Below are 12,004 nucleotides of genomic sequence, written 5' to 3'. Positions count from 1 at the left end.
CCGGCGCCTGATCAAGCGAGGACCAGGCGGGGTGAGGGGAGCGCGTACGCCGAAAGCCCCCGCGGCCCAGACAGGGCGGCGGGGGCGGTGGCGTTCGAGATCAGGAGGAGGCGGAGGTGCTGGCCGCGGCCTTGGCCGACCCGCCGTTGGACGAGCCCGACGAGCCCGACGAGCCCGACGTGCTGCCGCCGTTGGACGAGGTGCCCGACGACCCGCTGCCCGACGAGGCGCCGGTGTCCGACTTCGCCGGCTTCGGGGTGGTGCTGCCGGTCTTGCTCTCCGAGCCGGAGGAGCGGGAGTCGGTGCGGTAGAAGCCGGAGCCCTTGAACACGACACCAACCGAGTTGAAGACCTTGCGCAGCCGCCCCTCGCACGCGGGGCACTCGGTCAGCGGCTCGTCAGAGAAGGACTGCACCGCCTCGAGCTGGTGGCCGCACGTGGTGCAGGCGTACTGGTACGTGGGCACGATCTCCTCCGGATCTGGTACGGCCGGTTGGCACTCGACGGTTTCGAGTGCCAATGGTGCGTCATGGGGCCCGGGTTCGTCCAGCGGACGTGGGGGGATCGACACCGGGCGCGTCGGTCAGCGTACGCAGACCGCCCGACGGGGTGATTACGGCGTGCACCGGGCGGTCGTGCGGCTGGGCGGGCAGTGCCTCGACCAGCTCACCGTCGTGCAACAGCGCCACGATCAGGACTCTTCCCGGCACCCGGGCCAGCGCCCGGTCGTACGAGCCGCCGCCCCGCCCCAGGCGCAGGCCACGGTGGTCCACCGCCAGCGCCGGCACCACCACCAGCTCCGCCTCGCCGATCGCGGCGCGGCCCAGCCGGGGGCCGGCCGGCTCCCGCATGCCGCGCCCGGCCGCCACCAGCGAGTCGGGCCCGTCGTACGCCGCCCAGTCGAGGTCCAGGTCGTCGCGGAGCACCGGCAGCAGCAGCTCGGCCCGGCCGGGCAGCGCCCCGCGCAGCGCCTCCGGCAGCTCCGGGCCGCCCGGCTCGGAGCCCACCGGCACGTACCCGGTCATCCGGCGCGGGCGCAGCCGGCGTACCAGATCCACCAGCTCGGCCCGGACGCGCGCCGCGGCTTCGGCCCGCTGCGCAGCGGTCAGCGCCCGGCGGTGGGCGAGCAGCGCGACCCGCGTCTCGCGTTTGGCCTCATGCGCTCCATCAGGAAATTCGGGCACGCAACACTCCCTTGCGCAAACCGCGTCTTCCGGTCGCTCTGTGTCAGCATCGCAGGAACGGGCGCGGAACTTCCGGGGGGAAGCTTGACGCTACGCGGGCGGTTGACGGCGGCCTTCCTCGCGGTGGTGCTCGGCCCGGTGCTGCTCGGAGCGGTCTTCGTCGGCACCACCCTCGCGGCCGTCGACCGCAGCCGCTCCACCGAACGCCTCGGGCTCGCCGCCTCGACCGTGCGTACCTCGGTGGACGCCCTCTGCCAGCAACTCCGGGCCGCCGCCGACGCGGTGGCGCTGCGTACCGATCCCGCCGCCCGGGCCGGCGCCGCCACCCAGGTGGTCAGCCGGGGCCTGGCCGGCGCGGTCCTGGTCACCGACGTGGCCGGCACCACGACCTACGCCACCCCCGGCGCGCCCCCGACGCCCTGGCAGGACTGCTCCGGCGACCGGACCGTTGCCGGGCCGGTGCGGGCGCTCAGCGCCCGGGTGGACCTGCGCGACCCGGCCGGCGTCGCGCTCGGCACCGTCGCCGCCGCCCAGGTGGTCGACCCGGCGTTCGTCGCCCGGCTGGCCGCCGCCACCGGCGTCGCGGTCACCCTGCTCGACGGCCCCGCCGCCCCCGACCGGGTCACCCACACCACCGAGTCCAACCGGGTACGCGAGGCGGTGCTCGCCGCCGCCAGCACCGTCGACGGCGACCGGGTCACCGAGACCCCCGACGGCAGGTACGTGCGCCGCCTCGGCCCGAGCCCGGGGCAGCCGCTGCCGCTGGTCCTCTCCGTCCCGGGTGAGCAGCCGGCCGGGCTGCCCGCCGTGCTGGTCGGCGCGGTGCTCCTCGCCGCCGTGCTGGCGGTGCTGGCCGCCTGGCGGCTGGCCCGGGTGACCACCCGGCCGCTGGTCGAGCTGGCCGGCGCGGTGGACCGGGTGGCCCGCGGCGACCTGACCGCGCGGGTGCCGGTGCGCAGTCGGGACGAGATCGGCCGGCTGGCCGGCGCGTTCAACCGGATGACCCGGGAGACGGCCAGTTACGTGGCGGCGCTGACCAGCAGTCGGGACCAGTTGCGGGGGCACCTGGCGGTGCTCGGCGACACCCTGGCCAGCACCCACGACCTGCAACGCATCCTGCGGGTGATCCTGCACAGCGCGCTCGCGGCGACCGGGGCGCGGGCCGGGGCGGTGCTGCTGCTCGACCCCGACGGCGTGCTGGTGGGGCAGTGCGCCGAGGGGCTGGACGACCGGGTGCCGGACGCCGAGCCGCTGCGGGTGCCGCTCGGCACCGGGGTGATCGGCGCGGTCGCCGCCACCGGGGAGCCGCAGCGCGGCCGGGTCGAGCCGGCCGAGGCGCCGGCGGGGGAGCCGCGCTGCGAGACGTACGTGGCGGTGCCCTTCGCCGCGCCCGGCGGCGCCGAACCGGCGGGCCGGGAGCCGGCGGTCGGGGTGCTGGCCCTCTACGACCGGCTGGGCGGCGAAGAGTTCGACGACGACGACCTGGCCACCCTGCGCACCTTCGCCGGCCACGCGGCGGTCGCGGTGGAGAACGTCCGGGTGCACGAGGAGGCGCAACGGCTCTCGCTGACCGACCCGCTGACCGGGCTCTGGAACTACCGCTACCTGCGCGAGTCGCTGCGCCGCGAGGTGGAACGGGCCAGCCGGTTCGGACGGATGCTCAGCATCCTCGCCCTGGACGTGGACCGGTTCAAGCGGGTCAACGACACGTACGGGCACACCGCCGGCGACGTCGTGCTGGCCGAGTTCGCCCGCCGGATACGCGGCGAGATCCGGGAGGTCGACCTGGCGTTCCGGCAGGGCGGCGAGGAGTTCGTGGTGCTGCTGCCGGAGACCGACGCCCGGGGCGCGGCGATCGTCGCCGAGCGGTTGGGCGCGGCCGTGCGGGACACCCCGATCGTGGTCGACGAGCATGTGGCGATCACGGTGACCGTCTCCATCGGCATCGCCGTCTACCCCGACCACGCCAGCACCGGCCAGCAGGTGCTCGACGCCGCCGACGAGGCGTTGTACGCGGCCAAGGCCGCCGGGCGGGACGGTTACCGGGTGACCGGGCTGCGCCCCGACGCGGTGACCGAGGAGATCCCGGTGCCGGCCGGCGCGGTCAGCCCGGACGACGAGCTGCCGCGTGCCGGGCCGGCGGCCACCAGGGCGGCGGAGGGTTCGAGCCGGCAGGCCGCCGCAGTCCCGGCACCCACTGCGGGTGTGACACAGCCGGCTACGGGCGGCGCGTCTTCCGGTCCTCACCCGCCGCGGCAGAGCCGTGGCCGATAGTCTCGCGACATGTCGGAGCACTCAGCGAACCCCTCGACGGCCGCCGCGACCGGTCGTCCCCGTGCGGTCAAGGCCGTCATCCCGGCCGCCGGCCTGGCCACCCGGTTCCTGCCGGCGACGAAGGCGGTGCCCAAGGAACTGCTGCCGGTCGTCGACCGTCCGGTCCTGCAGTACATCGTCGAGGAGGCCGCCCAGGCCGGGCTCACCGACGTACTGCTGATCACCGGGCGCAACAAGACGGCCATGGTGGACCACTTCGACCGCCGGCCCGACCTGGAGGAACGGCTCGCGAAGAAGCCGGAGCTGCTGGCCGCCGTACAGCGCACCACCGAACTGGCCGAGATCCACACCCGCCGCCAGCCGGAGCAGCTCGGCCTCGGCCACGCCGTCGGGTACGCCGCGTCGCACGTCGGCGACGAGCCCTTCGCGGTGCTGCTCGGCGACGAGTTCGTCAAGCTCGACCAGCCGCTGCTGCCGGCCATGCTGGAACTCCAGGCGCGCACCGGCGGTGTGGTGCTGGCCTTCTTCGAGGTGGACCCGGCCGAGACCAGCCGGTACGGCATCGCCTCGGTCGAGCCGGCCGAGCCGGAGCTGACCGACATCGGCGAGGTCGTCAAGGTGACCGGCATGGTGGAGAAGCCCAAGCCGGAGGACGCGCCGAGCAACCTCGCCGTCCTCGGCCGGTACGTGCTGCCGGGCCGGATCTTCGACGCGATCCGGCGCACCGAGCCGGGCAGCGGCGGCGAGATCCAGCTGACCGACGCGATGGAACTGCTGCGCAACGAGGGCGTGCCGGTGCACGCCATCGTCTACCGGGGCACCCGCTACGACACCGGCATGCCGCTGGGCTACCTCCAGACGGTGGTGCAGATCGCCGTCGAGCGCGACGACATCGGCGGTGAGTTCCGCAAGTGGCTGGCCGAGTTCGTCAACTCCGACGCGTCGGGCGGTCCTAATACATGACAGCGACGGCCGACGCCGAGGCGGCCGCGAACGAGTTGACGCCGCTCGCCGACTACCTGGGCAGTGTGCTGCGCAGGTTGCGCGCGCTGCCTCCGCTCGACCTCGACCTCACCCAGGCGTACGGCAACGTCCTCGCCGAGGACGTCGTCGCGCCGCACTCGTTTCCCGCCTTCGACCAGGCGGCGGTGGACGGGTACGCGGCCCGCTGGGAGGACCTCGTCGGCTACGGCCCGGCCCCCTCCGGGGGGTCGGGCGGCCGTACCGTGCGGTTGAACGTGGTCGGCGACCTGGGCGCGGCGAGCTGGCGACCGGTCCGGCTCACCCCGGGCTCGTGCTTCTCGGTCGCCGCCGGGGCGCCGCTGCCGGTGGCCGCGGACGTGGTCGTCCCGGTCGAGTGGACCGACCAGGGCATGGCCGCGGTGGAGATCTTCCGGACCCCCAAGCGCGGGTACGGCGTCCGTCGCGCCGGTGAGGAACTGCCCGCCGGCACCCTGCTCGCCCGCGCCGGCACGTACGTCTCGCCGGCGCTGGTCGCCGTCCTCGCCGCCACCGGGATCGGGCACGTGGTGGTCCGTCCCAGCCCCCGGGTGGTCATCGTGGCCACCGGCGACGAACTCGTCGACGTCGGCCGGGGCAGCCAGCCCGGCCAGGTGGTCGACGCCAACTCGCACGCGCTGACCGCCGCCGCGGCCGAGGTGGGCGCGCTGGCGTACCGGGTCGGCATCTGCGACGACGACCCGGAGGGGCTGCGCGGCCTGCTGGAGGACCAGACCCTGCGGGCCGACCTGATCATCACCACCGGCGGCACCGGCACCGGCCCCGGCGACATGGTCCGGCGCATCCTGTCCAGGAGGGAGGGTGGCCGGGCCGGCCCGGTCACCTTCACCGAGGTGGCGCTCTATCCCGGCACCGCGCTCGGATTCGGTACCGTCGGCGCCGAGGAGGTGCCGGTGGTGTGTCTTCCCGGTGAGCCCGGCTCGGCGCTGATCGGTTTCGAGGTGCTGGCCCGCCCGGCCATCAACCTGCTGGCCGGGGCGGAGCCGGTGTTCCGGCCGAGCGTCCGCGCGCACCTGCTGGAGACCATCACCTCCCCGGGCGGGCTGCGCGAGTTCCGCCCCGCGCACGTCGCCGAGCGGCGCGGCGGGGGATACACGGTCCAGCCGCTGCCGGGTGGGCCGTTCACCCTGTCGGGCCTGGCCGAGGCGAACGGGCTGATGGTGCTCGGTGAGCGGGTGACCACCGCCGCCGCCGGCTCCACCGTGGACGTACTCCTGCTGGACCGGCGCCGGTGAGCCTGTTCGGCTTCGGGCGGGCGCCGGGCTGGCCGGTGGTGTTGACCGACGGGCCGGTGGTGCTGCGGCCGTACCGGCGTTCGGACGCGGCCGCCTGGTCGGCGGTGCGCCGCGCCAACCAGGCCTGGCTGGCGCCGTGGGAGTCGCACCTGCCGGGCACCTGGGACGAGACCAACTCGCCGACGGCGTTCCGCTACGTCCACAAGGACCAGCGACGATCGGCGCGCACCGGTGAGGGGATGCCGTTCGCGGTCTGCCTCCGCCAGGAGGGCCGGGACCGGCTGGTCGGGCACCTCAACGTGGGCAGCATCGTCCGGCGGGCGTTCTGCTCCGGGTACGTCGGATACTGGGTGGACTCCGCAGTGGCCGGTCGCGGCGTGATCCCGACCGCGATGGCGCTCGCCGTGGACCACGCCTTCGGGCCGGGCGGGCTGCACCGGGTCGAGGTGAACATCCGGCCGGAGAACCGGCCGTCCCGCCGGGTGGTGGAGAAGCTGGGCTTCCGCGAAGAGGCGTACCACGTACGCTACATGCACATCGACGGCGCGTGGCGTGACCACATCGGATACGCGATGACCAGCGAGGAGGTGGCCGCCGAAGGCGGTCTGCTGGCCCGCTGGCACCGGATCCGTGATCGCGCGGGGTGAGCCGTCCCACGGACGGGATCGGCGCGGCGCGCCGGCATCAGGGTCGAACGCCCGTAACCTCAAGTAACTGCAAGCTGTGGCAAGCGCTGCCCGCCCGTACGATCTGCGCCGTGGACGACCATCCGGGGAAGATCCTGCGGTGGCCCGGCGGTTGCCTCGAATTCGGTGACGGGAGGGGTGAGGGTGCCGACCTCGGTGCTCCTCGCCGTCCTCGCCGCCGCCGGCCTGCTCGCCCTCGCCCCGGCGCTGGTCCGCCGGTACGACGCCACCGAGCGGCTGGTGGCGGAGCGGGCGCAGTCGACGGCGCGGGTGCTCCAGCGCCGTCGGCGACGCCGTACTGTCCCCGGACGGCGGCCGGTCAATCCGTCCCGCGCCCTCGTCGTCACGCTCAGTGAAGATGCGAACACGGGCGGTCTGAGCGCCCCGGTTTCCGGGCCCCCGGCGGCGGGTCGCCGCTCGGGCCGGCTGCGCGCCGTGCCGCCCGCCCCGCGCAAGGCGCGCCGTCGACCGCCGCCCCGGCGCCGGCACACCCCGGCCGTCTACCGGCGTCGCCGGGTGCTCGCCGCGCTGCTGCTGCTCAACTTCGTCGAGCTGGTCGGCGTGATCGTGGTCAGCCCCGGCTTCTGGATCAGCATCTCGGTCACCGGAACGCTGCTGGTGGCGTACGTCGTACACCTGCGCAAGCGGGCGGTGGCGGAGCGCCGGCGGCGGCGGATCCAGGCCCGGGAGGCGGCGTGGCTGGCCGCCCGGCAGGCCGAGGTGCGGCGGGAGCAGGCCCGCCGGGCGGCGGCCCGCCGGGAGGCGCAGCGCCGCCTGGCGGCCCAGCGCGAGGCGGTACGCCGCACCGCGATGGGCCTGGACCGGTCGGGCGACCTGCCGGCCGCGGCCAGCGGGGGCGGCTCCGTCTCGTACCGCCGGGCCGGTGGACTGCGGGGACGGCCGTACCAGTCTGGCCGCGGCTCCTCCCACCCCGCCTGACCGGGTCCGGTGCGGCGTTGTTCCTTGCGTCGTTTGCGGCGTGTCGGGGTGTTCGGTGGTTCGGACACCCCGACATGCCGCATCCCGAGTCGATCTTCGGGCGGAGCCCGTCGGCGCGCCGGGGGTGGATTCGCGGCGGGGAGGGTGGACCTGTTAGCCTTGTCGCCGGCCCGCCTGGTGAAAGCCAGGTGGGACCGAAGCCGGTTCGCCGGCGGAGGGGCTGTGGCGCAGACCGGTAGCGCACCTCGTTCGCATCGAGGGGGTCAGGGGTTCAAATCCCCTCAGCTCCACCACTGATCAAAGGCCGTTTCCGCTCTCCGGAAACGGCCTTTTTTCGATCTGGTGCAGCAAGAAACGGCAGCGCCGTCGGTACCTGCGTGGGTAGGGTCCGCCGGTGATCATTTCTCAGTACGCGTACTTCGCGCTGAGTTCGAACCGGGTTTCCGCCGCCGAGATCACCGCGCGGCTCGGCATCGAACCGGACGAGATTGTCGTTCGTGGCAGCCGCCGGGCCAGTCCTGTGAGGCCCGCCAGCCACCGGTGGAAGATCACATGTCGCGAGCCTGGGTTGACGGTCGACGAACAGATCAATCGGATCGTGGATCGGCTCTTCGGTCACGCGGAGCGCATTGGTGAACTGGCCGTCGAGCTGGACGACATCGATGGAGCGCCGAGCGCGAGCATGCTGCAGGTCGTCCGGGTGTTCGAGCATCCGGATGGCGAGGAAGAAGACCTGACCAGCCCCGTCGAAGGCCTGCAGAAGCTCCCTGGTCAGCACCAGTTGCTGGGCTGGCACATCGATGCTCGGGTGTTGGAGTTTCTTCGACTGACGAGAGCAGAGCTCGACGTGGACGAGTATGGCTACGGGTGAGGCTGGTTCCGGTTAGAGGAACTACTCGCCGAGGCGCTTGAGTGCTGATCACCAGGACGAGGAAGGACCGTCTGCGGCGGCCCCCGGCCGCCGCAGACAGGGTCACGTCAGGGCAGCTCGGAAGGGCGGTAGCTGGTCGTTCCCTTGGCGGTGTGCACGGTCACCGTGAGGCGGTCGACCTCGCCGCCCTCAGGACCCGGCCACCAGGCGGCCCACCAGCCGGATTTCACGCTGGCCTGGAAGACCTTCCCGTTGTCGAGGCGCACGTCCACCCCGGTGACCCCCGGACCCACCAGGCCCACGATGTTCGACCACATGGCGTCGCCACTGCCCATGGAACTCATCGTCTGCAGGTCCACCGTGCCGGCGGGCAGGGCCGGCAGCGGGCCGTCGGCCAGGCCCATCGAGGCGAGTTGGTCGTCGTCCCCCGCGCTCAGGCACTCGACAATGACGCCGCTGCCCTTCTTCATGATGAGCAGCGTCGCGAGCCCGCGCTGCTCGGCGAGGAGCACGTCCGCCGGGTCGACCGCCGAGGAGCTGCCCCCCACGTCGTTCCCCGCGCAGATCCGGGCCTGCGGCAGCACCTGCGCACCGGTGAGCGAACCGGGCGTGGGCGTCCAGGCCGCGACCGCTTCCTCGGCCGTCCCCGGCAGCAGCGCGGGCACGGCCACGACCCCGACGGCACCCGCGGCGACCGCGGCGAGGCCCATCACCAGCCGGCGCCGCACCGGCCGGCGAGCCGATGCCCCCGTGGTCTGCCCGGCCATCACCCGTTCGACGAACGCCTCCGAGCGGGTCCATTCCAGCGCGGTGGGCTCGCGCCCCCGCGCCGGGTCCAGCACGGCCAGCTGCTGCAGGTCCTTCATGCTCGAGTCCATGCCTGCTGCTCCTTGAAATCGTGAGGGCGGAAAGACGAAGGGGCGACAGATTCGGTCGGTTCCAGCGCGGCCCGCAGCCGTTGCCGGGCCCTGCCGAGCCGCATGGCAAAGGTCGACCGGCGACAGCAGAGCACGATGGCCGCCTGCTCAGCCGTCAATCCGTCGAACGCGACCAGGGCGAGAACCTCGCGGTCGGCGGGACGTAGAACGCGCCAGGCGCGTTCGAGGTCGATTCGCATCGCGGCACTCACGGTGCCGTCGGACAGCTCGCGTGCCTCCAGCGACACCAGCCGGACGTCCAGGGCCTGGCGCCGCAACCAGCCGCGCGTCTGGTTGGCCATGGTCTTGCGTGCCACCGCGAACAGCCACGGTCGGGCATCGTCCGGCACCTCGTCGAATCGCCGCCAGGCCGTCAGGAAGACCGTCGAGACGATGTCCTCAGCCTCCGTGACCGGGACCCTCCGCTCGACGAAGCGCAGCAGGTCGGCATATGTGCCGGTGTGCAGAGAACGGAAGCGCTCCTCCCGGGCACTCCCATCAGCGCGGCTCATCTGGGTTCTTCTTGGTTGTCCATGCCCCCTACCTGTCCGGCTCGGCGGCAACTGTCACACGCCGATTCACCGGAGGCCAAAACCAGAGCGGAAGGTCAGCAATAGAACGGCGAGACGTACGAAACCACCGACACCCCGGACTCTGGGCAACGGCACCCCCACAATCGGGAGGGAGGTGGTTGCTGTGTCCAGGCGAACGAAGGAACCTCCTCGCGGCTGGCAGTTCTGGCGCCGAGCGTTCTGGACGCGGCCCGCGCTCCTCGTGCTCTACGGCTTGCTGGCGGGCGTGCTCGGACTGTTGGCGCTGGTCGACGTCCCGGACGGCATCCGCGACGCGGTCGCGATGCGGCGAGCCGTGGAGTGCCCCGCGGGGACCATGCGGATAGAGCCGGATGTCGATCCGCCGAAGGGCTGTCTCGAGCGGATCCCGGTCACCTTGTCCGGCCCCTGGCACAGTCGTGGCCCCGGCAGTGGCTGGCACCTGATGGTGGTGCAGGACGCTGAGTACGTGCTGTTTGCCGAGACCGACGTCCCCACCTCGGGCAGCCGCAGGCTCAGGGATGAGGCAGAGGCGGAGGCGTTGCTGTGGGAGGGCACCCCCGTGGCGATCGAACTGCCGGCCGGCGATCGGGTCGAAACCGAGGCCTGGGGCCACCGCGGCTGGTTGCAGACGCTGTTCCTGGGGATGTTCGCCGCCTCCGGTCTGCCCATGCTGTTCGAGGCTGCGCGGCTCAAGCGCGGTACCGCGGACGGTTGGTGGTCGGTCCGGGGCGAAAAGGTAGGACTGATGGCGTTGAGTCCGCTGATGGGGATCGCGTGCCTGCTGGCGATCCCGTCGATGCTTGGGCTCGTGCCGCTGATGCTGGGTCTGCGCCTGCAATGGGTGGCCGTCGTCGCCCTTCTCGGCCTCGGTCTCGTCGTATTCGCCGTGATCAGAGGAGGGGCAGTGCGTGCTCGTCCGGGCGTCGAGGGTTGATCCGCTACGCGGGCTGGGAGATTGACTCGCGGTTGATGTAGGCGAAGTGGGCGGCGAAGGACAGCAGAGCCAACACCGTGCCGACGCCGATCGCGAACCCGGGCGACAACCCCGCGAGCCCGGCCAGCAGCGTGACCGCGAGCCCCATCAGCAGCGCGTTCACCGCGCCCACCATCGCCGCGGTGGTCAGCAACAGCTGCGCCCGCCGGGGCGCGTTACCGACCGCTGCCCAGGTCGCCCGCATGATGCCCTCGTCCTGCACCGCGTCGGCGAAGAAGTCGTGCTCGCCGGCCAGCCGGCGATGGTAGTACGCCCGGATGCGCTGGATCCGGGCGAGATCCAGCTCGTTCTCCACCATGTTCTGCACCAGCCGCAGGAATGTGAGCAGTCCGGTGATCACCAGCGTCGGCAGCACCGCCCCGAGGTACGGCCGGACGAGCGCGGCATTGCTGGCGACGAAACCGAAACCGATCAGCGCGGCAGAGAGCATGGACAAAAAGACGGTCGCCCGACCCACCGACTCGGTAACGGTCGCGCTGCGCGAGGTCTGAAGCACGAAATGCTCGGTGGTCAGGGCGGTGAGCAGCGCCTGCTCGCGTTCTCCGTCGTCCATGCACCCTCACCGTTCGTAAGTTGACCAGGGGTCATCCGTGGCTCAACTCGGCAGCCTCCCGCTCGGTCACGCGGCTTGTCGTAGGAACGCTGTCCTCCGGTGAGGAGGGCGCGGGACACCACAACATCATCCGTTGATGGCGGATCCGCACCCTGAGCGGAGGGAGTGGGCCCGTGAACACGATCATCGGAATGCTGCACCGGCTCTCCCGCCGGCTCGTCCCGTTGTCCACGGTTCCGCCAGGTGCGGGGCAGCGCATCCAGGCAGGTGAGCAGGAGGCGGCCCGGCGGCGGCTGTTGGATCAGGCACGAGATTTCGCGCCACAGCCAAAGGTGGGCGCTGAGTCGGTTGACCGCTGGGTGACGGCACCGGTCCCAGGGCCCGGCGAGTGAGCACACATGGGCCGGTGCTGCCGATCTGGAGCTGCGGCGGCTGCGGCGCACCCTGGCCGTGCCCGACGGGACGGCGGGAGCTGCGGGCGGAGTTCGACCACGCGCCGGTGTCCCTGGCGCTGTACATGGGGGCGCAGTTCATCCGCGCCACCGAGGATCTGAGCTGGGCACCCGCTGGCACGCTGCATCGGCGCTTCCTCGGCTGGCTGCGGGGAGCATCATGCGGCCGGGCGACGAGAGGTTCCACTACAGCGACGGCTCTCACAAGTGGATCCCGCCGGACCCCGACTACGACCAGGAGGTCTGGGACGAGCAGGTCCGCCAACACAAGCTAGGCCACCTGAGGAACGAGCGTCCCGAGGCCCGCATCCAGCGCCTCGTCTGA

14 protein-coding genes and 1 tRNA gene are annotated in these 12,004 nt (G+C 72.7%); 10 read left to right on the top strand and 5 right to left on the bottom strand.

Annotation, left to right across the window (positions count from 1 at the left end; translation table 11 throughout):
* Window positions 1-100: 100 nt before the first annotated feature.
* A complete protein-coding gene (locus FHX75_RS13130; protein ID WP_246157995.1) occupies window positions 101-520 on the bottom strand; it encodes an FmdB family zinc ribbon protein in 420 nt (139 codons plus the stop codon).
* A gap of 7 nt (window positions 521-527) precedes the next feature.
* Complete coding sequence (locus FHX75_RS13125) at window positions 528-1,184, bottom strand: 5-formyltetrahydrofolate cyclo-ligase (RefSeq protein WP_154939805.1); 657 nt, start codon at window positions 1,182-1,184, stop codon at window positions 528-530.
* Window positions 1,185-1,268: 84 nt separating this feature from the next.
* Between FHX75_RS13125 and FHX75_RS13120 the strand changes: the two genes are divergently transcribed.
* The 7 genes from FHX75_RS13120 to FHX75_RS13090 all read left to right on the top strand — a co-directional run bounded on the left by FHX75_RS13120 (window position 1,269) and on the right by FHX75_RS13090 (window position 8,209).
* Window positions 1,269-3,458, top strand: a complete 2,190-nt coding sequence (locus tag FHX75_RS13120; protein WP_211364457.1) for a GGDEF domain-containing protein — start codon at window positions 1,269-1,271, stop codon at window positions 3,456-3,458.
* 9 nt (window positions 3,459-3,467) lie between these two features.
* Complete coding sequence (locus tag FHX75_RS13115; RefSeq protein ID WP_154939803.1) at window positions 3,468-4,421, top strand: UTP--glucose-1-phosphate uridylyltransferase; 954 nt, start codon at window positions 3,468-3,470, stop codon at window positions 4,419-4,421.
* Window positions 4,418-5,713 (top strand): molybdopterin molybdotransferase MoeA, encoded by a 1,296-nt coding sequence (locus FHX75_RS13110; protein WP_154939801.1) that lies wholly within the window; start codon window positions 4,418-4,420, stop codon window positions 5,711-5,713. Before FHX75_RS13115 ends, FHX75_RS13110 begins: the two co-directional genes overlap by 4 nt.
* Window positions 5,710-6,360, top strand: coding sequence for a GNAT family N-acetyltransferase (locus FHX75_RS13105; protein ID WP_154939799.1), 651 nt, complete (start codon window positions 5,710-5,712; stop codon window positions 6,358-6,360). The genes FHX75_RS13110 and FHX75_RS13105 overlap by 4 nt, the downstream gene beginning before the upstream one ends.
* A gap of 177 nt (window positions 6,361-6,537) precedes the next feature.
* Window positions 6,538-7,338: a divisome protein SepX/GlpR gene (gene sepX / locus FHX75_RS13100; protein WP_211364511.1), complete on the top strand. Its 801-nt coding sequence runs from the start codon at window positions 6,538-6,540 to the stop codon at window positions 7,336-7,338.
* A gap of 216 nt (window positions 7,339-7,554) precedes the next feature.
* Window positions 7,555-7,631 (top strand) — tRNA-Ala (locus tag FHX75_RS13095).
* 101 nt (window positions 7,632-7,732) lie between these two features.
* Window positions 7,733-8,209 (top strand): DUF4279 domain-containing protein, encoded by a 477-nt coding sequence (locus FHX75_RS13090; RefSeq protein ID WP_154939795.1) that lies wholly within the window; start codon window positions 7,733-7,735, stop codon window positions 8,207-8,209.
* Window positions 8,210-8,316: 107 nt separating this feature from the next.
* Here the strand turns inward: FHX75_RS13090 and FHX75_RS13085 are convergent, their stop codons facing one another.
* Window positions 8,317-9,087 carry a hypothetical protein gene (locus FHX75_RS13085; protein ID WP_154939793.1) on the bottom strand — a complete coding sequence of 257 codons (771 nt, stop codon included), beginning with the start codon at window positions 9,085-9,087 and terminating at the stop codon, window positions 8,317-8,319.
* Window positions 9,072-9,638, bottom strand: coding sequence for an RNA polymerase sigma factor (locus tag FHX75_RS13080; RefSeq protein ID WP_154939791.1), 567 nt, complete (start codon window positions 9,636-9,638; stop codon window positions 9,072-9,074). Before FHX75_RS13080 ends, FHX75_RS13085 begins: the two co-directional genes overlap by 16 nt.
* A gap of 184 nt (window positions 9,639-9,822) precedes the next feature.
* Here FHX75_RS13080 and FHX75_RS13075 point away from each other — a divergent pair, with 184 nt between their 5' ends.
* Window positions 9,823-10,614, top strand: a complete 792-nt coding sequence (locus FHX75_RS13075) for a hypothetical protein (RefSeq protein WP_154939788.1) — start codon at window positions 9,823-9,825, stop codon at window positions 10,612-10,614.
* 4 nt (window positions 10,615-10,618) lie between these two features.
* Here FHX75_RS13075 and FHX75_RS13070 read toward each other — a convergent pair whose 3' ends face one another.
* Entirely contained in the window at window positions 10,619-11,227 is a 609-nt protein-coding gene (locus tag FHX75_RS13070) for a hypothetical protein (protein WP_154939786.1), read from the bottom strand.
* Window positions 11,228-11,400: 173 nt separating this feature from the next.
* Here FHX75_RS13070 and FHX75_RS13065 point away from each other — a divergent pair, with 173 nt between their 5' ends.
* Together FHX75_RS13065 and FHX75_RS30730 are read left to right on the top strand one after the other, a co-directional pair.
* Window positions 11,401-11,619, top strand: a complete 219-nt coding sequence (locus tag FHX75_RS13065; RefSeq protein WP_154939784.1) for a hypothetical protein — start codon at window positions 11,401-11,403, stop codon at window positions 11,617-11,619.
* 220 nt (window positions 11,620-11,839) lie between these two features.
* Window positions 11,840-12,004 carry a hypothetical protein gene (locus FHX75_RS30730; RefSeq protein ID WP_170285361.1) on the top strand — a complete coding sequence of 55 codons (165 nt, stop codon included), beginning with the start codon at window positions 11,840-11,842 and terminating at the stop codon, window positions 12,002-12,004.

Source organism: Micromonospora palomenae (assembly GCF_007829925.1).
In the GTDB taxonomy this organism is placed as follows: Bacteria; Actinomycetota; Actinomycetes; order Mycobacteriales; family Micromonosporaceae; genus Micromonospora; species Micromonospora purpureochromogenes.
The sequence above is the reverse complement of the archived record's forward strand: the minus strand, read 5'-3'. Positions and strand labels throughout refer to the sequence as shown.